This window comes from Anaerococcus rubeinfantis (assembly GCF_001487145.1).
In the GTDB taxonomy this organism is placed as follows: domain Bacteria; phylum Bacillota; class Clostridia; order Tissierellales; family Peptoniphilaceae; genus Anaerococcus; species Anaerococcus rubeinfantis.
The window spans coordinates 225,555-246,478 of record NZ_LN913016.1; the positions used below are offsets into that span (position 1 = coordinate 225,555).

A 20,924-nucleotide genomic window follows, 5' to 3' on the forward strand; every position below is an offset into this window, starting at 1 on the left:
TTATGAATAGCTACAACAGCGAGCTTAGGATTGAAGAGCTAAATGAACTTTTAGAAAAAAAAGATATTCCAGCTCTAAAAGATTCTTTGAGAAGAACCAACCCAGTAGATATAGAAGAATTTATGTCTGAGCTTGATAATGAGCAAAGTTTGATAGTCTATAGGCTACTTAGAAAAGACGATGCGGCAGAAGTTTTTGCGGAATTAAAACATGATGGAAAGCACAGACTTCTGACATCGATTACGGATCCTGAGCTCGATGCTATAGTTAAGGCCCTAAATTTTGACGACGTTATAGATACTCTTGAAGAAATGCCGGCTACTGTTGTTAAAAGAATTTTGAGAAATTCTGATGCGGAAATGAGAAAAAAAGTAAATCAATTTTTACAATTTCCAGAAGATTCTGCCGGTAGTTTGATGACAACAGAATTTGTAGAAGTAAATCCAGAAATGACCTGCCAAGAAGTCTTGGATAGGATAAAAAAAGTGGGTTCTACAAAGGAGACAATTTATACTTGCTATGTAACAAATAATACAAAATCATTATTGGGATATGTTTCACTAAGGCTAATTGTAACAAGCTCATCTGAAACAAAAGTAAAAAATTTAATGTATGAAGATGTAATTAGCGTGGAAGCTACTGAAGACCAAGAAGAAGTAGCAAGAACATTTAGAAGATATGGTTTTACGGCTCTTCCGGTTGTTGATAGCGAAAGAAGACTTATAGGAATAATTACAGTTGATGACATCATGGATGTAATGGAACTTGAAACAACAGAAGACTTCCAAAGAATGGCTGGTACAACACCAGATGAAGAAGAATATTCAAACACATCAGCCATAAAACTTGCAAAAAACAGATTGCCATGGCTAATGTTTTTGATGGTATCAGCATCATTTACATCAACAATTTTAAAATCAAGTCAAAGGGTAATAGAATCAATAATTGCCCTAAATATGTTCATACCAATGCTAACCGACTCAGGTGGAAACGCAGGAAGCCAATCATCAACCCTTGTAATCCGTGGAATGGCAACAGGAGATGTTGAGCTTGAAGATTGGTACAAGGTAGTGTTTAAAGAATTTGAAGTTGGAGTAATAGTTGGAATTGTCATGTCCCTATTAGCGTTTTTAAAATGTTTATTATTTGACCATGTAGCAATGGAAGTTGCAGGGATTGTAGGAATTACAATTTTTGTAATAATAATTATAGCAAAAGTTGTAGGGGCCCTACTTCCAATGGGAGCAAAAAAATTAGGATTTGACCCAGCAATAATGGCAAGCCCATTAATTACAACCATAGTAGACTCAATAGGACTTATTTGTTATTTTGAAGTTGCAAAAATAATAATGGGAATATAAAAGAAAACTAATAGCTTTCGTTAAAATCAAGGTGTTTAAGTTTACACCGTCACATAACTGTCACAAATTTTTTATAGGGAGTTCACAGCATTTACTGATAATTCGTTTGCTCTCTTTGTGGAGTGAACGTAATTATCAAGTATTGTATTAATATTATCTCCTGCTAATTTTGCAACTGTATTTACATCAACGTTGTTTGATACGAGGTTGCTTATAAAGGAGTGCCTAAAATCGTGACAACTCAAACCTTCATATTCTGTATTTTTTAAATACATTCTAAATCTGTAATTCACGAAACCAGTTAAATTTGAAATGTCAATTAATTTGTTGTCAATATTAATTATCTTATTTAACTTTTTATATTTCTTTATTTCTGATTTTAAAATAGGGTTTAAGGGTATTATTCTTTTTCCATTTTCTGATTTCAGAGTCGTAAATTTTCTAATTTTACTACTCCATTGTTTGGAAATAATGATTCTATCATTTTCTATACAATCATTGGTAAGTCCTCCCAATTCTGATATTCTCAATCCTGTATAAAATAAAAACGTACATATAAATTTTACTGTTTCGTTTGGTATAAGAGATTTTATTTTTTCTAAATCTTTTTTGTTTAAAACAAAAGTTTTGGATGATTTTTTAGGTTGTTTTGCTTTGAAAAAATTGTCTACTCTTAATTTCAAATGATTGTTTAAATAATTAAAAAATAGTCCCATGTAAGCAATATGAGAATAATAAGCAGTTGATATTATATCATCTACTTCATGTGGTTTAATTTCTAATGGTTTTTTATCGTCAAACCAGTCGGCATTATTAATATTGCTTCTTATGGTTAAAAATGTGTTTTCTTTTACTCTGGATTTTTGATAATTTAAGTATAGAACTTTTAATTCTTTTATAGTCATTTTCTCGTAATCATTTTCTATCTTTCTTTGCCAATAGACTGACCTTTTGTTTGACCATTGTGTTGCCTGGATTTTTTTCTCAAATGTTTTTGACTCAACTTGTTTCCAAGTGTTGTTTTCTTTTTGTCTAATTATAGCTTGCCACTTGTTACTGTCTTTTCTTTTTCTTATTGTATAAGACGTTTCCATTGTTTTTCTCCTTATATTTTTACCTAAAGTATGCTATAATTAAATAGCAGACGAGTTCTGTGTATAAGAATAAAGACTCTGGCTTTTTGTGGTGATTAGCGTGGGAGTCTTTTTTTTTGTGTAATATTTATCGGTATATTGCACATAAAATTTGTTTAGTGCAAAATTTTCTATTATTTTACACTAACGGTTTATTCATTTACAACCATCAAACTTTCTTTATATTCATGAGCTCTCGCTTCTTCAATAAAATCAAAGGTCAATTCTTTATGAGATGATAAAATTTTCTTTATTTGTTCAATATCTATCTTAAAGAATTCTTTTCTATTGTTTACTTTATTTATCCTTTGTTTGTCAAAATACTTGTGCAATTCGTTCTCTAATTGATAAGCTTGGTAGGAGAATATCATTGCGTGCACGTCAAATTTGAATGGTACAGAAGCGGATGATAGTTCTTGGATTCTTTGGTATGGATCTAATCTTCTTGTTACTCCTATTTTATAAACATTTTCTCCAAATGATCCAATATTAGAGATTATATAAACATATCCTGCTCCAGTATTTTTTAATCTGTAATCTAAGTCTGATTTTTCATTTTCAAATTCAGAAATTTTTTCTCTTAATTTTTCTAATTCAAGCTTTAAAGCTTCAATTTCTTCATTAGCTGCAAGTTTAATTTTTTCTTCAATCTTTTCTTTAACCAATGATAAAGTTTCTATTTCTTTATCTATTTTGTCATGTTTTTCTTTTATTTCTTTTTGTGCTTTTAAATCATCTTTTTCTTGTTCTCTTTGTTCCCTTAATATCTCTTTTTCTCTTTCTTTTAATTTGTAATAGGAATAAGCGGTTTCTAATTCTTCTAATTTTAATTCCTTATATTGAGTTGGAATATCAACATTATATTCTGTCACTTTAAAAATTGTTGAATGTAGTTTCTCAATTTCTTTGATTCTGGTAGGATAATTATTAAAATTTAATTTAGATAAATTATAATCACAAGCCATGTTAAAATATAAAAATGATAGTTGTTCTAGGTTGTCATATAAGATGCTTATTTTTCTACCATTTTTAACTTTTTTATTTAATCTAGCAATCATTTCTTTTTCTTTTAAATGAATATTGTCTAATTTCATTTTATAAGTTTCTGATTTTTCAAACTGAAAGTCTGTGGGCACTATTCCATAACTATGCGAATTTAATTCATCGTATTCTTGTTTTAAATTTTCATAATCTGTTTGTAAATTTTTGTATTCATTTTTTAATGTAATGCTTTTATTTTCTAATTCTTCATTATCTTTTTTTAATTCAGAGGAGTATTCAATTTTTAATTTTTCTAAATAGCCTTCTAATGCTTCTTTTCTAAAATTCTCTTTAATAGATTCTTTTTTTGCTTCTAAATCTTTTATCGAATTTTCAATATCTATAACCTCTTCATTGAGTGTCTTTTTATTTTCTTCTTTATCTTTGTCTAAATTATTGATTTCTGATTTTAAATTTTTAACCTCTGTATTCAATTCATTTTTATTTTTTTCTAAACCTACAATATCAGAAGCTAAATTATTTTTATCATTTTCTAACTTAATTATTTTTTCTTGAATTTTTTCTACTTTATATAACTTTCTCCTATCTATTAATAAATAAGTTATGGTAAATAGTGGAGTAAATATTAAGATAGCCATTGTTATACTTTTAGATAAAATAGCTATTATAAGGACTATAATAATAAAAAAATAACTTATAACTATACTAATTTTCAACAAAATTTCTTTTAAATTATTCATAAAAACTCCTTTTTAATTTATTCTATTCCCAATCTACAACTTCTCCTATTACTCTAAATGTATCTAAATCTTCTATGTGAATATCTTTATAAGATGAATTAATAGATTTTAAAATAATTTCTCTGTCATTAAAATAAACTTTTTTTATATAAACTTTTCCATCAGCATCTACAACATATATTTTCCCGTTATCATAATCTGTGCTCACTCTTATAAAAGCTAAAGAACCATCATGAATTTTTGGTTCCATAGAATCTCCTTCTACTGGAATGATCATATCATAGGCTGGTCTTTGTTTTTTAGGTATTATTTTATTAGCTGTTATTTCATCAATGTAGCTAAATCCGTTACCAGCAGCTGCTCCACCAATTATTTCTACTGTTTCTGTTTTTTCATATTTATTTGAAGCAACCAAATCCCAAGTATATTCAACTGATTTGTTTTTACCTTCAGTATTCAATTGATTGTAAGGTTCAAGAATTTCTTTTTCTTCATTTGTTAGGAGTTTATTTGTTTGTTTTTTATCTTCTTCCCACCCCATTAAATATGAAGGTGTAGTTCGTAATGCTTTAGCAATCAACTCTATTTTATCAGAGGGAATGTTTATAATATTTCCATTTTCATATCTTTGAATTGTTGCTCTTGTTACTCCAACTAATTTTCCAACATCATCTAAAGTCATATTCAGTTGACTTCTTCTTTTTTTAATTCTATCTCCTATATTCATATCATTTCTCCTAGCTCATATAATTTAACTTGACTCTATTATACAATATTTCTTGACGTGTTACAAATAATATTAAAATCTTTCAAAAAATTACTTGACACGATACAAAGACGGTGTTATTATATAGTTACGTGATAAGAAACAAACGAGTAAAGGAGGTGATTAATTGATTAATGTCAATAAACTAAAAGCTATTTTCGTAGAAAATGGTAAAAATCAAAAAGATGTTGCTAAGATGCTTGGTATTTCAGAAAATACAATGAGTATTAAATTAAAAAAGGGAATATTTAATTCCGATGAAATATTTGAACTTATTGATATTTTTGAAATTAAAAATCCTACTGATATTTTTTTTGCCAACAATGTTACGCTACAAGAAACAAAAGAGGATTAATTGTTTCTTTGCAATAAGGAGAAAAACATGGAGAAAACTGTTATTCCTATCAAAGAACTTGCTAAGAGGTGGTCTTGTACTGAAGGATATATTTACAAACTTGAAGGTCAAGGTGTTTTAACCCGAACCAAGCTTTCTAAAGTTTGTTTTCCTATTAAGCAAATTAGGGAAATTGAGTTATCCGAAGAAGAAAGTCCAACTTTAAAAACAGTAAGAGATCTTAAGGATATGAATAAGAAATTAGATGAGGAAAATAAGTATTTGAAGAAATCTTTGTTTGAATTATCAAAGGTAGTTTATGGAGGAAGTTATGAAGAGTAGTAAAGAAGTAATCTTTGATGAGATTTTGAAAAATCCATCTATTAGTAACAAGGAAATTGAAAAGCTTACGGGTTTTAATGAAAATCTTGTCAAGGTTACTGTTCATAGACTTAAAAAACTTGGAATGATTGATTGTAAGGAAGAGAATGGGAAACGTGAATTTATTATTCTTAATTCTTTTTCTAATAATCAAAATGAAAAGAAAGTTTTGTATGAGGATATGATTGATATTTATATGAATGATTTTATTAGTGCTTCAACTTTTGAAGATAGGTTAAAGGTTGGACGTGAAATTAGGTTATTGATTGAAAAATTATAGGAGAAAATCATGAAAAGAAGTGAAAAGTATAGAAATTTTAAAGATTTTGGTTTACCAAGATATTTGATGATTAGTGAAAAGGATAAAAAAAGAGAATGTATGATGATGGTTTTTCTCTCTGTTTTGTTTTTACTTTTAACATTAATGGGAAAAAATGATGTTCAAAGATGTAGTGGGGCACTTTTCTTATTTTTCATTAATATTCTTGGTGCTATATCTAGATAAGAACAAAAGAAAAAGGGCTAAAAGAAGCCCATAAACACATTTATATTATAGCAGAAAGTTTAAGAATATGGAAGAAAATTTAAAAAGAATAGAAGACGAATATGTAGAAAGTATTAAAAATTTAGGAATTAGAAGCCTTGAATTTAAGTTAAGGTTTATGAAAGCAAAAGGTCTTAACTCAAATAATTCCAATGAGTTTAGGATTTTAAATAATGAAATTAAAAGACGTGAAAGACAAATGGAAAGAATGGTGGGTGAGATAAGATAGAAAAACTTAATTATGCAATTTTGGGTAGTGGGTCAGACGGAAATTGTGTTGTCATTGAAGATATGATGTTTGATATTGGTTTACCTTATAAGAAAATTAAAGATTATCTTTACGATATCAAATATATATTTATAACTCATAGACATACAGATCATGTAAATAGAGCTACTGTAAAAAGAATATTAAAAGATTTTCCAAGAATTAAAATAATTGGAAATTATGATGTGAGCGATTTGATAAAGCTTGATTATCCTGTAGGAGATGAAACGGTTTTAGGATTTAAGGATAGAAATATTAGGGCTTTTAAGTGTATTCATGATGTACCTTGTAGTGGTTATGTTGTAGAAATTAAAGGTATCGCATTTATTTATGCAACAGACACTTATTCTTTGGAAAATGCTCCAAGGATTAAATACGATTATTTCTTTATTGAATCCAATCATGATGAAAAAAAGATAGAACTTGCAAGAAATCAAGCTTATAAAAAGTATGGATATAACGTTTATAAAGGTGCTAAAAGACACTTATCCACTCAAAAAAGTCAATTGTTTTATTTTTTAGGAAGAAGAAACAAAGATAGTGAATGGATTGAACTTCATAAGAGTAGGAGATTTTATTAGGAGAAAACAATGGAAGAAAAAGAAGTTATAAAATTTGATAAGAAGAATGAAAGAACATTGACAATTCATTTTAGTTGTGGAATGCATGAGACTTACTATAACGTAATAGATATTGATTTTCAAGATGAGTATGTGATTATTTCTCTACTCGGTTATGAAGATAAATTATTTAAAGAAATATATAAAAAAGAAAACATATTATCCTACAAAATGGAATTTAAAAACATAAAGATGGTGGGAGATGAAGAAGATGGAGAATAATTATCTTGATTTAAAAAATGAAAATATAAAGGTTGTAAAACCTGTAATATCTTTTCCTGAATATGAAAAATTAATAGATCAAGGAAAAGAAGTTGCAGAATTTATTGAATCTATTGAACTTGACGATTCTAATATCAAACAAGTTAAAAAGGTTCTTGCTAGTGCAAATAAGGCTATTAAAGAACTTAACGATAGAAGAATAGCTATTAAAAAAGAAATTCTTGAACCTTATGAAGTTTTCAATTCTCAAATAAAAAATATTGAAAAGATAGTTAAAGATGCTGATACAAAATTAAGAAATGAAGTTAGAAAGCTTGAAGAGATTGAAAGAGATAATAAGAAAAATCAGATTGAAGAAATTTGGAATAAAAGAATAGATCAATATCAGTATGCTAAACTAATGAACTTTGATGATTTTCTTGACAACAAACACTTAAATAAATCAATAAGCATGAAAAGTGTTGAAGAAGAAATGGTTGATAAGCTTGAAAGTTTTGAAAGAGATCTGGAGATTTTATCAAAAAGAGATGATAAGAAAGACGGGATAAGCTTATACAAAGAATTTAAAGATTTAGGAACTGTTCTTCAAGTTTTGAAAGAAAAAGAAGATGAAATACAAAAACAAAAAGAAGTTTTAAAGGAAATAGAAACGGATATAGAAGAAGTTTATATCTTTAGAATTATTGGAAAGAAAGATAAAAACTTTGTAGAAATGTTACTTAAAGAAAATGATATCGAATATAAATTGGAGGAAATATAATGGCAGATAATTTAAGAGAAAATTTAGAATTGGTAGAAGTAGTTTATGAAAACAATGATAAAAAAGCAGTTTTAAAATTTTTAGATATTGAAAACGGAGAAATATTAGAAGTCAATTTTAACAAACAAGTTTTTGATAATGGAAAATGGAAAGATGATAAGGAAAAGGCTGAAAAAGTTGACAAGTGGTGTGATGAATATTTTGAGAAAGACTTTTCTAAACTGTCAGATAGGGTTGGAGATAAATTTAATGTTTATAGGTATGAAAAATTCAACTCAATGTGGGAAAGTGAAGAGATTATTAAATTTTCTAAAGATCAAAAGGGAATGATTTTTAATACAAAAATCGAAAGTGTTGAAGATACTGGAACAAAAATTTCTATTAAATACCTAATTGATGAAAAACTTTATGAAACAAAAATGACCTACGCTGATTATATGGAAGATTTGAAACAATGGTTCACTAATCCTCAAAAGAAGGTAAAACAATTTGAAAAATTTGAAGACAAGTTTGGAGTTAGTGTTAGTAACTCTGACGAAATATTAGGAAAAGAAATAATGGTAGAAGTTAAGGTTGCCTTTGGTAAATTTCCTTTTGGAGATATAAAGAAACCTCAATGGGCAGACAACAATAAATAAGGAAAAACTATAAATGTATGAAGATTATCTATTCTTTGATATAGAAGTTTTCAAATATAATTCCATGGTTGTATTTAAGGATATTGATGGAAATACTGTAAAGGTGTTTTCATCATCCTTGAATGGATTAGGTGAATATCTTGATAGAGGAATTTCTATCGAACAAGGTTATGAAAATCTTGAATCTTTTGTAAAGGGAAAAACATTGGTTGGATATAACAACCATTTTTATGATGATAGGATAATGAAAGTTATGCTACAAGGCGGACTTTCTTTAGATGAAAAACAAAAGATTTTAAAGGAATCTAATGACAATATTATAGGTGGTAAAAAATTAGGTTGGTTGAAATATACCAATGATTTACCTTATAAGTCGCTTGATTGTTTTCAACAGATCGATATATCTAAACCATCTTTAAAAAAGGTTGAAGGGAATTTGGGTGTATCTATTATAGAATCTAGTGTTGATTTTAATATTGATAGAGAGCTTTTACCAAATGAGAATTTAGAAACTCTTAAATATTGTGAATATGACGTTTTAAATACTATCAAAATATTCAAAATGAGAAATGACTATTTTGAATCTAAACAAGCAATTGTAGATATGATTGATGATAAAAAGATTAGAGATAAGGCTTATAAGTGGAATACGACTTCTATAGTAGGGCAGATTTTAAAAAGTAAACAAACTTTATTTACAACTGGAATTTTACCAAATGACGAACTTTTATCTCATGTTAATGAAGATGTGAGAGAAATGTGGAGTGAACTACCTAATAGTATTGATCATAAATTTAAGAAAAAGAAAGTTATTATAGAAGAGTTTGGAAATGAAATAAAGTTTGGTTGGGGAGGTCTTCATGGTGCTCCTAAAGGCTTTGTGAAGGCTAGTGATGTTAGGTTAAAAGATGTTGCATCAATGTATCCAAATCTATTAATAAACCTGAACGGACTTGTTGATAAAACAAAATTATATAAGGAAATTCTTGACTATAGACTTAAATTAAAACATGAGGGAAAAAAGAAAGAACAAGCTCCTTATAAGCTTATTTTAAATTCAACTTACGGGCTTTTAAATAACAAATATTCCCAACTAAATCAACCTAAACTTGCTTATTCTATATGTATACATGGGCAAGTTGCTGTATATGTATTAGCAAAAAGACTTGCTTCTATTGGTGCAAAGATAATAAACATCAATACTGACGGTGTAGCTTATACACTTGATGGAAATGATGATGAAAAAGTAGCTTCTGATTGGGAAAAGGAATTTAACTTATCACTTGATACAGATTATTTTAAAAAGTGGTGGCAGAAAGACGTTAACAACTATATAGCCTTGACTGATAAAGACAAGATAAAGGTTAAAGGTGATGATGTTAATAAATATCATGAAAATAATTATTTTGCTAATAATGATATAAGGATAACTCATATAGCTTTGGTTGACTATTTTGTTTATGGAAAAAGTGTTGAAGAAACTATATTTGAAAATCTTGATAATCCTTTACTTTTTCAATATATCCTAAAGGCTGGTAACACTTATAAAGGTATTGTTAATCGTGATAAGCCTGATGAATTATTGAAAACTAAGATAAATAGGGTTTTTGCAACACATAGAGGAATACAAATACTAAAGAAAAGACAAGATGGTGGACTTGTTAAGTTTGCCGATACACCTGATCAAATGTATTTATGGAATGATGATTTGAAAAATTTGAAGAATTTTAAAGAGATTATAGATAAACAATGGTACTACGATTTAACAATGAAGAATTTAAATAGATGGTGTTAGGGTTGTAGGTAGTAGGAGGATAAAATGTGTATGTAGAATTTGAACAAGGACAAAAATATTCAAACAAAGATGCTGACGTATATGATAGACACGAATCATTTAAAGACGCTGGTTGGATATTAGAAGAAAATGATTATGTTATTGATATTGACAGTTTGGATAAGGAATTAATTAAAAAGATTATTATTGCTTTTGATATAAAAACTCAAACAGTATGGACTGATAGGGGAGTACATTTCTATTTTAAAAAGCCTGATGATTTCAAAAGGGGTGCTAATAGAATTTCCCCTTTAGGCTTTCCTTATGAAATAAAACATAAGGGAAATACTAAGGCTGTTACTATCAAAAGAAATGGTGTATTAAGAGAAATTGAAAACCAAGGTATAAGGGAAGATGCTCCTTATATATTTAATTCTAATAAACAATTTGATACTCTTGTAGGTTTAAGTGAGGGTGAAGGTAGGAATAATAAGTTATTTAAGTTAAGAACTCAACTAACGGGTATTAGAGAGTGGAGAAAGATACTTAACTTTGTAAATGAAAATATATTTGAAGAACCCTTGCCTGATAGGGAAATGCAAGAGCTAACAAGAGAAATGAGTCTTGATAGTGAAGAGATAACAGAATATGAGGTTGCCACATGGTTAATGAATGAACTTAATTTTGTTCAGTATGGTCAAAGATATTACTTCAAAGTTGATGGTGAATATACTTTTGAGGAATCCTTACTACAAAAGAAAGTTTATGAAAAAGTAGGTAGGCAAAAATCAAGATATGTTGATGAGGTTATCAAGCAAATGGAGTATAGGTGCAAGAAGATTGACCAAGCTACTGTATTTCCTATTAAGTTTAGAAATGGATATCTCAAAGATGGTGAGTTTATTGATTTGGTTACTGATACTTTTTCACCTTATATGATTGATATTGACTATGAGGAAAAGGTAGAAAAGATTGCTGTTGTTGATAATTACATTGACCATTTAACGGGTCATGATAAGGACTACAGAAATCTTTTACTTGAAATATTGGGTCATACTTTGATTGTTGACCCTGAATTTAAAAGACTGTTGGCAAAGTTTTTTATCTTTATAGGTGACGGGGGAAATGGTAAAGGTACTTTACTGCAAATTATAAAGACGATTTTAGGCTCTAAAAATGCTAGTGGTATGTCTATATCAGAATTGTCTGATGAACGCTACCTACCCTCATTTAAAGGGAAATTAGCTAACCTTGGAGATGATATACAAGACCAAGCTATTGATGATAGGAATATGAAAGTTTTAAAGAATATATCTACTTGCGATTATATCTCAACAAGGGAGTTGTACAAAAGTGCTGAAGATATGTATTTTACGGGTTCTTTGATTTTTACCTCTAATCATATGCTTAAATCTTGGGAAAAAGGTGAATCGTATAAAAGACGTGTTTTATGGCTGCCAATGTATACAAAGGTTAAAAAGAAAGATCCCAAGTTTATTACAAATCTAACAAGTGAAAAAGCTCTTAAATATTGGATAAGTTTGATTGTTGAAGGATATAAGAGACTTTATAAAAATGGTGGATTTACAGAAAGTAAAATTGTTGAAGATTTTAATGTTTCTTATCACGAAGAGAACAATCCTGCTTTGATATATTTGGAGGACTATAGAAGTGAGGATTTTGTGAGAAAGCCTGTTAGAGACGTTTATGATGATTATGAACAATGGTGTAAAGATAACGCTGTTAAATATTCAGAAAATATGATTAGGAATGCAATACTAGAAAATTTTGGAATGAAAGTGAAAGTTGTGAAAATTAACGGGAAAGCTACAAGGTGTTTTGAATTTAATGAAGAAGAATAGAAAAGGTTACGTTTCACCCTTTCTCTTCTTTGTTGATATATCAAGGTTTGTAGGGAGAAGTTATGGTTACGTCTTATTTCTCAAAAGTTTTTCTATATATATTGGACGTTTGTTTCTTTAGAAAAACAAACATATAGAATTACGAATAACTTTTGGGAGTTATAAGTAACCTTATAACTTTTAAAGAAATATATAATATAAATATTGAAATATAAACATCATAACGGTTACGTTGAGGGTTACGTTGAAGTTACTTTGGTTACGTTTGAAAAATGAATTAAATTTATAAATATAAATAATTTTGAATAAATAAAAGGAGAAAACAATGAATTTAATAAAAGCTATAGATATGGATGGAGAAATTATCTATGTTAATACAGATGCTATAAACCAAATAATAATAGGTGATGAAAATCTTGAAGAGAAATATCTTGTGATTCTTTCTAATGGAACAATCTCTGTCAAAGAAAGTAATGAAATAGACAGAATAATAGAAGATTGTGATTGGATTGAAAACATGCTGTACGAGGAGTAAAAATGTATTATTTTATAAGTTTAAATAATCAAAAAGTAGATGAGTCAGTTTTTGAAATAGACTACAAAGAAACTGATTATGAAGAAAAATATATAATTTGGGAAAATCGTATACTTTATCCAAGTCAGATGAATTTTTGGAACTGTATAGAAAGTATAGAAATAATTGATGATTTGAAACAGATTGAAGGTCAGTTAGAAATTGAGGGGATAGAATGAAAAAAGTTTATATAGTTTACAAATTAAGTGACGATGGAGTTTTAAAAGTTGATAAGATATTTTCTAAACTTCTTACCGCTAAGAAATATGTAAGTGAAGAAAGACTTAAAGGTGGATTTTATCACTATGAAGAAATGAGGGTGGAAGAATGAATATATTATATACGATATTTCGGGTTGTTTTAGGAAGTTTAATAGGTAATGCAATTATATTGATAATAGATATATATAGGAGGAATAAAAAATGAGTGGAGGTTCTTTAAGTTATATTTGTTACAGTATTGAAAATAATTTAGTTGGTGAAATGCGTGATGAGGTTATGAATGAATTTGTCAAAGATTTTGCTGAACTAACTCATGATTTGGAATGGTGGTTGTCGGCTGATTATGGAGAAGAAAGATATAGAAAAACTTTAAAAGAATTTAAAGAAAAATGGTTTAAAAATTATGACGAAAGAGAAAAGGAAGCTATTTTAAAAATTAAAGAAAAAGCAATAAAGGAAATTGAACAGTTATAGGAGAAATAGTTTGTATGAAAACTAAGGAATTTATTAAAAGAGTTGAGGAATTAGGATATAAGGTTCGTAAAGTTTATTCACAAATAGAGATTATGAGTCAAGGACTTACCGTTGCTACAGTATCTACTAAACGAATGTATGTTATTAAATCTTTCTGTTTTGTAGATGTGGAATGGAAAAATCAAGATAAACTCTTTGATTTAATTGTTGAATATGCAAAAACACCTATACCAGATAGAGAAGAAAAAGAGATTAAGTTCTATTTGAAGCATAGATATTTTAGATTTCATAATGGATCAAGCAAATATTTAGGAATGGATTTTGTAGAATATAAGCTAGATTTATGTTCTAAAATAACATATAGGTGGGTAAAAAATCAATTTACCCTTAAAGAGATTGGGGAAATTAAAGAAAAATATAATACAGATTTGTCAGACTTTGAAATGATTGAGGTGGAAGAATGAGTGATAAGAAAAATTATTATAACTTGCGATATGATGAAGAGCAACTAGAAATTATTATAGAAGCTTTGGAGGAAGCAAACAATTATTACAATAACTATCTTTATGATGTTTATGAAAATTTTGATGAATTAGCAGAAATTATTAGAGAATTAAAGAATTTAAAATAATGAAATATAAAATTACAGCAAATTTAGATTTTACAGAAGATGTTTTAGAATTAGATGATGATTTAACCGAAGAAGAAGTTGAAAAGGAATTGTATGAGTATGTAATGAGTTTCTTTGACTGGGGATATAGAGAGGCAGAAGATGAATAAAAGTTTTGGAGAATTAAAAGAGTTAGTTTTGGAATGGGCGAATGATAAAGACTTGCTCCATGAAGAAAATGCTGATAAGCAGTTTATGAAGTTTATTGAGGAAGTTTTTGAGTTTAAAACGGAGTTTGATAGTTCAATAGGTTTTATAAATAGAGATTTAGTTGATATTCGAGAGGATATGATGCTTGAAATGGGAGATATTTTTGTAACATTAATTATTTTATGCGAGGACTTGGAAATTGATCCTGTTGTTTGTTTGGAGATGGCTTATAAAAAGATTAGTAAAAGAAAAGGAAAGACTATAAACGGGACTTTTGTGAAAAGTGAGGATTTATAAATGGGAAAGATTATTTATTTGATTTCAGTTTTAAGTGGGATTAGGGCAGTTAGTTTTATTTTACTTGTTTTAATTCCAATGGTTGTAGGTTTTGTAATACTTTATGCTTCTGATAACTTATGTTTTTTAAAAGGAGATGAGCGAAAAAGATTTGAGAAAAAACTGAAAAATACAACTTTAATCTTTTCTATATTGTGGATTATTATAGTGATTTCAACAATTTTAATACCTAATAAAAAAGAAATGTATTTTATAGCTTTGACTAAAAATTATGAAATAGAAGATATTAGTAAAATGAGTAAAAAAGAAATCGAATCAACAGTTGATTATGTTTTCGAAAAAATGGATGAGTTAAAAGATAAAAAGTGAGGATTTAGTATGAGAGAATATTTTGACGGTGCTTTAAAAGCAAAAACTAAAAAAGAGAGAATCGACAAAATAGGTTTTGTAAAAGAACTTGTTGGAGATTTGACCGGTAGAGAGATTGAAAGTGTTTCTTATTTTGATAATGAATCTTATCATATAAAATTTCTAAATAAACAGTGTAAAGATTTAAATATAAACGTTCACATGGATTCTACAAGTGCTATAACTCATGATGTTATAAGACAAACAAATGCTTATCTAAGAGAGTGATTATGGAATATCATGATAAAGATATATTTGATGAATTTGAAGAGTGTTTTATAGAAAACAAATGTGTATTTGAAGGCAAGATAAAATCTTTTTATAAGGATTTAGATAATGAATCTATATTTTACTGTATAAATGGTGGGGGAATGATGAGAGATGGTGAAATAAAAAGAGATGGACTTTATTTTAGTGGATCTTATTATTTTCCTGATGTCTTTGAATTAATAGAACGCAGTAGTGAGGAACTTTTAAAAGTTTATTATTTACCTGAATACACTTTATGTGAAAATGAAGTCAATGAAAGAAAGAAAAATTGGAAGAAACGAAAGAATGAAAAGGCTAGAAAGAAAAGAACATACCCACGATATAAGTATTATTCCAAAACTAAATTTGGTGATGTAATAAAATCAGCTTATTCTATGGGGAAATTGGCTGAAAAAATGGGGGTTGGAATTAATACTATTAGATATAGGAAAAAATATAAACCCAAAAACTCTCGGTATGTTGATTTTGAAGTGAATATTATAAATAAAAATAATAGTGAGGAAGATTAATAATGAAAGTATTAAAAAACAAGGTTGAATTAATTGATGATAAAGATTATGAAACAATGGTAAGAAAAATAGAAAGTGCAGCTAGATCTTGTTATAAATCAAAGATGAGTAAGAATTTAAAAGGAGCTGAACAATTTTTATATAATCTTATGAAAATAGGACACGAATCTATAATTGAACACGAGTGTCTGACTTTTAAAATTAGAACTGACAGGGCTTGTGCAAATCAAATTGTAAGACACAGACTTGCATCATACAGTCAAGAATCGACACGATATGTTGATTTGAGAGATTTTAATATAGTTTTAGACCAATCATACCTTGAAGATGAAATAATCTATATAAAAACCTTGTGTGAAGAAATACAAGGGGTTTATGATAAATTTGATAGTAAAGATAAGGCTAGATGTGTTTTACCTTTGTGTACAGAAACAAATTTAACTATGACAATGAATTTGAGAGAAATAAGACACTTTTTAAAATTGAGATTAGATTCTCATGCTCATGCTAGTATTAGAGAAATCGCTAGTGAAATATTGGTGATAATGATTGAAAAATATCCTATTTTTGTTAAGGATATAATTGAGGAAAATTAGTATGAATGATATTAAAAAACTTAAATATGAAATAAGTTTTGAAGAAACAGATGAAATGAAATATTTAATAAAGGAAATTGAAAGAGTTGATAATAATGAATTGAAAGATGTTTATAAGGATATTTTAAAATCACTTATTAAAGAAAATGTGAAAATTGAAAGGATTTAAAATGGATAAGGTATATGTGGTTATCGAAAATGATGATGGTGGTAGTGAAGGTTGGGGTGACTATGTTACTCTAGTCGGAATATACACAAATGAAAAAGAAGCAAATGATAAAGTCAAGGAATTAGAATGTAAAAATGAGGATGTAGAAGATGAAACTGATAATATAGATCCTTGTCATGATTGTCACTTTGATAATTGCGACGGTTGTGAATTTGAAGACTATTATGAAGACTTTGATTATGACAACTTTGATGATAGAAATTATATGTATAACGTATATGAAATACCTTTAAATAGAACAGTTGAAAAATATTTAGGTGGTTATGCTGAATAAGGATAGGATGTATGTTTTATAAAATAGGGGAAGTTCTAATAAAAATTTTTGTTAAAAGTATAAATTCTATAGTTTTATTTTTGGAATATATATTGAAGTGTTTGGAAGATAAGACAAGTTTAATGAAAGGAAATACAGATGAAAGAAATTAGACCTGATTATTACAAAGCCAATGGGGTTGAAACAATTGATGTAATTGAAGCTTTTGATTTGAATTTCAATCTTGGCAATGTTATAAAATATGTTTTAAGAGCTGGTAAAAAACAAGGTGAAGAAAAGGAAAAAGACTTAAATAAAGCTTGTTTTTATATAAATAGAGAAATTTTTAAAAAGACAAATTGATAGGCGAGGAGATTTAATGCAAGATTTATATGTAGCATTAGTAAAAGATAAGTTAAGAAGATATGTTTATTCGAAAGAATATATTGAAAATGCTAGTAAGAGAGTTGAAGAGTTAGAAAGTCGAAAGGAAGGACAGATAATAGGTCAATATGGGGAAAAACCACCTCATGGTGGGGTTAAGGATAAAGATAAACTTTTAAATATATTGGCTGAAATTGATTTATACAAAACGAACATAAAAGAAAACGAAAAAATCATAAAACAAGTTGATATGTGCAAGGAAGGAATTTCTGATATGGAGTGGGAAATTATATTTGAAATATATGGTAAACCTTATAAATATGACAAGTTAGATTATCTTCAAAATAAATATCATTATTCAACAAGCAAAATATATAAGCTTGCTAATAAAACACTGGAACATTTTTCTTTGGTGCTTTTTGGTGATTATTAAGAATATTTTGTTGATTATAAAAAGTGTGGAAAAATCGTGGAAACTTTGGTGTTAAAAACGTGGTATGATGGTAGTGTGGAAGTGGTTAAAGAAATAGACTTATTTCTCCTAAAGTTTGATTCATGGTCATTTAAGACCCACTAAAAAATATAGATGCTAATCATTTCCTCCATTATTTTTCTTTTTGCAAACGACTATAGAAATATAGTCGTTTTTGTTTTGTCTAATTTTACATAAGGATAGGTGCTTTTAAGTGTTAAAAGTTTTAAAGCTGGAATTTATAGGTGTGTAAGTTTAAAGTTATCGATACTTTCACTTAAAGCATGCTGGGAACTATATACTATCAAAAAAAGTTTGTGGGCGGAAAAGGTATATGAAAAAAGATAACAAATTTGATAAATATAAGAAAAATAATTTATATAAAAAATATAAAAGTAAAAGATGGAGAAAACTAAGAGAATATGTGCTTATGAGGGATAAGTATATGTGTCAAGATTCCATAAGATATGGAAAAAGTGTTGATGCAAATACAGTCCATCATATATATCCTGCAAGTGAATATCCTGAATTATTTTATGATCCCAACAATTTAATAAGTTTATCCAACAAAGCACATAATAAAATGCACGATAGGACAAGTGATGAACTGACAAATGAGGGAAAAGAATTACAAAAAAGATTTGAGGTGAGGATATTTGGAAAAAGAAATAATTGAATGTATGAAGGGTGTTGGAACTTATGATGAGTCTTTTTCTTTGAGTATAAACATTCTTGACGGACTTTTAAATGATTATGAAATGGCAAGAAATGAATGGGTCAAAGACGGTTGTCAAATGGTTGTTGAACATACAAACAAAAATGGTCAAACCAACATTGTAAAAAATCCTCTCTATCAATCTATGGAAAAATTAAGAATGGATATTTTATCCTATTCAAAAGAATTAGGACTCACACCATCGGGACTTAAAAAACTAAGACAATCTAGTTTTGATAAAGATGATGGAAAAATATCAAAAGTTGAAGAAGTTCTATTCAAGTTAAGCAATGGGTGATAAGGTTGAAAAATGAAAATTTAAGAGAGGTAAAAAAATATGTAAAAGATATTCAAAGTGGAAAAAAGGTAGCTTGTAAAGAATTAAAACAGATAGTAGGTAGGTTTAATGATGATCTTAAAAATCCTAAATTTGATTTTAAAACAAAAGAAGCTAATTTTGTAATAGGGATAATAGAAAATCTTTTTGAACATATACAAGGTGAAAGTCTTGATGGTAAACCATTAGCTGGAAATAATTTAAAACTTGAAGCTTGGCAAAAATTTATAATATATAATCTTCTTGGATTTTACTGGAAGGGAACTGATAACAGAAGATACCAAGAAGCTTTCATTATGATACCAAGAAAGAATGGAAAAACTTCTTTTTCTGCAGCATTAGCTTTTGCACTTGGAATACTTGATATGGCGAATAATTCACAAGTTTATATTGTGGGAGCTGTAATAAAACAAGCTCTTCAAGCCTTTAATTTTATTGTTTCAAATATTAAAGCTTGGGGTGAGAGAGATAATTTTAAAATACTTGACAATAATAATGAACACTCAATCAAAAGAGAATTTAAAAAAGGTTCACTTTCTATAGAAGCTCTTGTTGATAGGGATTCACTAAATGCTAACTATATAATCATGGATGAGTTACATGAATATAAAAACGCCAGCAAATATGACAGGATGAAAAAGGCAACTCGTGCTTACACTAATAAATTAATAATAGGAATTACAACTGCTGGTGATAATATGAACTCATTTTGTTATAACAGATTAGTTTATTGTCAAAAAGTTATTAATAAAAGTGAAAAAACTGGTAAATATGAAATTGAAGATGATAAGCAATTTGTATTTATAACCAAGGCTGACCAAGAAGAAGATGGTAGTGTTGATTTTACCAATCCTAAAATTCATGAGATGGCTAGTCCTAATTTTGGTGTATCTATTAGACCAGAAGATATTATGTCTGATGCAATGAAAGCTCAAAATGATCCTCAAACAAGAAAAGAGTTTTTGGCAAAAGACCTTAATGTTTATACATCAAGTTTAAAATCATATTTCAATCTTGAAACATTTAGGGTAAGTGATAGTAAATATTCTTGGACTATTGATGAATTGATTAACCTTGATATAGATTGGTATGGTGGAGCTGACTTATCAAAAATGCACGATTTGACAGCAGCTGCCCTTGTTGGAACTTATAAGGGTGTGGATATAATTATCACTCATGCTTTTTTTCCTATCACACGTGCTTATATAAAGGCTGATGAAGACCAGATACCTCTTTTTGGTTGGTTAGATGATGGAAACTTAACCATGACCAATACTGATGTTGTAAATTATGCTGATATAGTTAATTGGTTTGTAGATATGAGAGGTCGTGGTTTTAGGATAAAACAAATTGGTTTTGACAGGAAGTTTGCTGATGAATTTTATCTTATGATGAAAGATAAAGGGTTTAAGATTGTAGACGAACCTCAATTATATATAAATAAGTCTAAAGGATTTAGAAGAATTGAACGTAAAGCATTAAGTGGAGAGTTGTATTATCTACATTCAAGTGCTTATGAGTATTGTGTAGATAACGTGCATGGAGTTGAAAAAACTGACGATATGATTCAATATGAAAAAATCTTACCTAATTTGAGAATAGACTTATTTGATGCGAGTGTGTTTGCCGAAGTTAGGCTAATTAATGATTTATCTAATAAAGAGGTTTGGGAAGACTGGATGAAATAGAAATATAAATATGAAACTAAGTATAAAATATTATCCTCAAATGGAAAGAGCATATTTACTTAAAAGAGAGCATGGACTGTATGAGCAGCATGCTCATTTTTATTGCTATAAAGACGCTGATAAGTGTAGAAAACTAATTGACGCTAATCTTTATCCTAAAAATAAAAAGTATTTTATAGCAATGAAAAGAATACTTACAGATGAGGAATTTAAAAAGTTAAATAGAAAACCAAGATATAGGAATGTAAACAAGGGTGTTGTTAGGAGATGAA

Annotated in this window: 36 protein-coding genes; 33 read left to right on the plus strand and 3 right to left on the minus strand. The window is 28.1% G+C overall.

What is annotated here, in order from left to right; all coding sequences use genetic code 11:
* The first annotated feature begins 2 nt into the window (after positions 1-2).
* On the plus strand, positions 3-1,361 hold the full coding sequence (gene mgtE / locus BN3265_RS01930) for a magnesium transporter (RefSeq protein WP_058989892.1): 1,359 nt from the start codon (positions 3-5) through the stop codon (positions 1,359-1,361).
* Positions 1,362-1,432: 71 nt separating this feature from the next.
* Here mgtE and BN3265_RS01935 read toward each other — a convergent pair whose 3' ends face one another.
* The 3 genes from BN3265_RS01935 to BN3265_RS01945 form a co-directional block, all read right to left on the minus strand.
* Positions 1,433-2,455 carry a site-specific integrase gene (locus BN3265_RS01935; RefSeq protein ID WP_058989893.1) on the minus strand — a complete coding sequence of 341 codons (1,023 nt, stop codon included), beginning with the start codon at positions 2,453-2,455 and terminating at the stop codon, positions 1,433-1,435.
* A gap of 191 nt (positions 2,456-2,646) precedes the next feature.
* Positions 2,647-4,236 carry an SNIPE associated domain-containing protein gene (locus BN3265_RS01940; RefSeq protein WP_058989894.1) on the minus strand — a complete coding sequence of 530 codons (1,590 nt, stop codon included), beginning with the start codon at positions 4,234-4,236 and terminating at the stop codon, positions 2,647-2,649.
* A gap of 22 nt (positions 4,237-4,258) precedes the next feature.
* Complete coding sequence (locus tag BN3265_RS01945) at positions 4,259-4,963, minus strand: XRE family transcriptional regulator (protein WP_058989895.1); 705 nt, start codon at positions 4,961-4,963, stop codon at positions 4,259-4,261.
* A gap of 166 nt (positions 4,964-5,129) precedes the next feature.
* Here BN3265_RS01945 and BN3265_RS01950 point away from each other — a divergent pair, with 166 nt between their 5' ends.
* The 32 genes from BN3265_RS01950 (at position 5,130) to BN3265_RS02080 (ending at position 20,923) form a co-directional block, all read left to right on the plus strand.
* A complete protein-coding gene (locus BN3265_RS01950; RefSeq protein ID WP_058989896.1) occupies positions 5,130-5,357 on the plus strand; it encodes a helix-turn-helix domain-containing protein in 228 nt (75 codons plus the stop codon).
* A gap of 27 nt (positions 5,358-5,384) precedes the next feature.
* A complete protein-coding gene (locus BN3265_RS01955; RefSeq protein WP_058989897.1) occupies positions 5,385-5,678 on the plus strand; it encodes a hypothetical protein in 294 nt (97 codons plus the stop codon).
* Complete coding sequence (locus BN3265_RS01960; RefSeq protein ID WP_058989898.1) at positions 5,668-5,997, plus strand: hypothetical protein; 330 nt, start codon at positions 5,668-5,670, stop codon at positions 5,995-5,997. The genes BN3265_RS01955 and BN3265_RS01960 overlap by 11 nt, the downstream gene beginning before the upstream one ends.
* Positions 5,998-6,006: 9 nt before the next feature.
* Entirely contained in the window at positions 6,007-6,222 is a 216-nt protein-coding gene (locus BN3265_RS01965; protein WP_058989899.1) for a hypothetical protein, read from the plus strand.
* 67 nt (positions 6,223-6,289) lie between these two features.
* Positions 6,290-6,490: a hypothetical protein gene (locus BN3265_RS01970; RefSeq protein WP_058989900.1), complete on the plus strand. Its 201-nt coding sequence runs from the start codon at positions 6,290-6,292 to the stop codon at positions 6,488-6,490.
* A gap of 65 nt (positions 6,491-6,555) precedes the next feature.
* Positions 6,556-7,110 carry an MBL fold metallo-hydrolase gene (locus BN3265_RS01975; RefSeq protein ID WP_245191078.1) on the plus strand — a complete coding sequence of 185 codons (555 nt, stop codon included), beginning with the start codon at positions 6,556-6,558 and terminating at the stop codon, positions 7,108-7,110.
* A 9-nt stretch (positions 7,111-7,119) separates the two neighbouring features.
* Positions 7,120-7,371, plus strand: a complete 252-nt coding sequence (locus tag BN3265_RS01980; RefSeq protein ID WP_058989901.1) for a hypothetical protein — start codon at positions 7,120-7,122, stop codon at positions 7,369-7,371.
* Positions 7,361-8,131 carry a DUF1351 domain-containing protein gene (locus BN3265_RS01985; RefSeq protein WP_058989902.1) on the plus strand — a complete coding sequence of 257 codons (771 nt, stop codon included), beginning with the start codon at positions 7,361-7,363 and terminating at the stop codon, positions 8,129-8,131. Before BN3265_RS01980 ends, BN3265_RS01985 begins: the two co-directional genes overlap by 11 nt.
* A complete protein-coding gene (locus BN3265_RS01990; RefSeq protein WP_058989903.1) occupies positions 8,131-8,769 on the plus strand; it encodes a hypothetical protein in 639 nt (212 codons plus the stop codon). Before BN3265_RS01985 ends, BN3265_RS01990 begins: the two co-directional genes overlap by 1 nt.
* A 13-nt stretch (positions 8,770-8,782) precedes the next feature.
* Positions 8,783-10,564, plus strand: coding sequence for a DNA polymerase domain-containing protein (locus tag BN3265_RS01995; RefSeq protein WP_058989904.1), 1,782 nt, complete (start codon positions 8,783-8,785; stop codon positions 10,562-10,564).
* Between the two features lie 26 nt (positions 10,565-10,590).
* Positions 10,591-12,405 (plus strand): phage/plasmid primase, P4 family, encoded by a 1,815-nt coding sequence (locus tag BN3265_RS02000; RefSeq protein ID WP_058989905.1) that lies wholly within the window; start codon positions 10,591-10,593, stop codon positions 12,403-12,405.
* Between the two features lie 325 nt (positions 12,406-12,730).
* Positions 12,731-12,940: a hypothetical protein gene (locus BN3265_RS02005; protein ID WP_058989906.1), complete on the plus strand. Its 210-nt coding sequence runs from the start codon at positions 12,731-12,733 to the stop codon at positions 12,938-12,940.
* Between the two features lie 2 nt (positions 12,941-12,942).
* Entirely contained in the window at positions 12,943-13,158 is a 216-nt protein-coding gene (locus BN3265_RS02010) for a hypothetical protein (RefSeq protein WP_058989907.1), read from the plus strand.
* A complete protein-coding gene (locus BN3265_RS09435; RefSeq protein WP_157667239.1) occupies positions 13,155-13,310 on the plus strand; it encodes a hypothetical protein in 156 nt (51 codons plus the stop codon). Before BN3265_RS02010 ends, BN3265_RS09435 begins: the two co-directional genes overlap by 4 nt.
* A gap of 91 nt (positions 13,311-13,401) precedes the next feature.
* Positions 13,402-13,674: a hypothetical protein gene (locus BN3265_RS02015; protein WP_058989908.1), complete on the plus strand. Its 273-nt coding sequence runs from the start codon at positions 13,402-13,404 to the stop codon at positions 13,672-13,674.
* Positions 13,675-13,688: 14 nt separating this feature from the next.
* Entirely contained in the window at positions 13,689-14,138 is a 450-nt protein-coding gene (locus BN3265_RS02020) for a hypothetical protein (protein WP_058989909.1), read from the plus strand.
* A complete protein-coding gene (locus BN3265_RS09440; RefSeq protein WP_157667240.1) occupies positions 14,135-14,305 on the plus strand; it encodes a hypothetical protein in 171 nt (56 codons plus the stop codon). The genes BN3265_RS02020 and BN3265_RS09440 overlap by 4 nt, the downstream gene beginning before the upstream one ends.
* Complete coding sequence (locus BN3265_RS09445) at positions 14,305-14,454, plus strand: hypothetical protein (RefSeq protein ID WP_157667241.1); 150 nt, start codon at positions 14,305-14,307, stop codon at positions 14,452-14,454. The genes BN3265_RS09440 and BN3265_RS09445 overlap by 1 nt, the downstream gene beginning before the upstream one ends.
* Positions 14,447-14,791 (plus strand): MazG-like family protein, encoded by a 345-nt coding sequence (locus BN3265_RS02025; RefSeq protein WP_058989910.1) that lies wholly within the window; start codon positions 14,447-14,449, stop codon positions 14,789-14,791. The genes BN3265_RS09445 and BN3265_RS02025 overlap by 8 nt, the downstream gene beginning before the upstream one ends.
* Positions 14,792-15,160: a hypothetical protein gene (locus BN3265_RS02030; protein WP_058989911.1), complete on the plus strand. Its 369-nt coding sequence runs from the start codon at positions 14,792-14,794 to the stop codon at positions 15,158-15,160.
* A 9-nt stretch (positions 15,161-15,169) separates the two neighbouring features.
* Positions 15,170-15,427, plus strand: coding sequence for a hypothetical protein (locus BN3265_RS02035; protein WP_058989912.1), 258 nt, complete (start codon positions 15,170-15,172; stop codon positions 15,425-15,427).
* Positions 15,428-15,429: 2 nt separating this feature from the next.
* Positions 15,430-15,978: a hypothetical protein gene (locus BN3265_RS02040; protein WP_058989913.1), complete on the plus strand. Its 549-nt coding sequence runs from the start codon at positions 15,430-15,432 to the stop codon at positions 15,976-15,978.
* 2 nt (positions 15,979-15,980) lie between these two features.
* A complete protein-coding gene (gene thyX / locus BN3265_RS02045) occupies positions 15,981-16,574 on the plus strand; it encodes an FAD-dependent thymidylate synthase (protein ID WP_058989914.1) in 594 nt (197 codons plus the stop codon).
* Position 16,575: 1 nt separating this feature from the next.
* Positions 16,576-16,743 carry a hypothetical protein gene (locus BN3265_RS09450; protein ID WP_157667242.1) on the plus strand — a complete coding sequence of 56 codons (168 nt, stop codon included), beginning with the start codon at positions 16,576-16,578 and terminating at the stop codon, positions 16,741-16,743.
* A gap of 1 nt (position 16,744) precedes the next feature.
* A complete protein-coding gene (locus BN3265_RS02050) occupies positions 16,745-17,077 on the plus strand; it encodes a hypothetical protein (protein WP_058989915.1) in 333 nt (110 codons plus the stop codon).
* A gap of 11 nt (positions 17,078-17,088) precedes the next feature.
* Positions 17,089-17,229, plus strand: a complete 141-nt coding sequence (locus BN3265_RS09455) for a hypothetical protein (protein ID WP_157667243.1) — start codon at positions 17,089-17,091, stop codon at positions 17,227-17,229.
* Positions 17,216-17,419, plus strand: coding sequence for a DUF3310 domain-containing protein (locus tag BN3265_RS02055; protein WP_058989916.1), 204 nt, complete (start codon positions 17,216-17,218; stop codon positions 17,417-17,419). Before BN3265_RS09455 ends, BN3265_RS02055 begins: the two co-directional genes overlap by 14 nt.
* A gap of 16 nt (positions 17,420-17,435) precedes the next feature.
* Entirely contained in the window at positions 17,436-17,873 is a 438-nt protein-coding gene (locus BN3265_RS02060) for a hypothetical protein (RefSeq protein WP_058989917.1), read from the plus strand.
* A 373-nt stretch (positions 17,874-18,246) separates the two neighbouring features.
* Positions 18,247-18,588 carry an HNH endonuclease gene (locus BN3265_RS02065; RefSeq protein WP_058989918.1) on the plus strand — a complete coding sequence of 114 codons (342 nt, stop codon included), beginning with the start codon at positions 18,247-18,249 and terminating at the stop codon, positions 18,586-18,588.
* A complete protein-coding gene (locus BN3265_RS02070; protein WP_058989919.1) occupies positions 18,569-18,925 on the plus strand; it encodes a P27 family phage terminase small subunit in 357 nt (118 codons plus the stop codon). Before BN3265_RS02065 ends, BN3265_RS02070 begins: the two co-directional genes overlap by 20 nt.
* A gap of 5 nt (positions 18,926-18,930) precedes the next feature.
* Complete coding sequence (locus tag BN3265_RS02075) at positions 18,931-20,652, plus strand: terminase large subunit (RefSeq protein WP_209436019.1); 1,722 nt, start codon at positions 18,931-18,933, stop codon at positions 20,650-20,652.
* A 10-nt stretch (positions 20,653-20,662) separates the two neighbouring features.
* On the plus strand, positions 20,663-20,923 hold the full coding sequence (locus BN3265_RS02080) for a hypothetical protein (RefSeq protein WP_058989921.1): 261 nt from the start codon (positions 20,663-20,665) through the stop codon (positions 20,921-20,923).
* The last annotated feature ends 1 nt before the right edge of the window (position 20,924 follow it).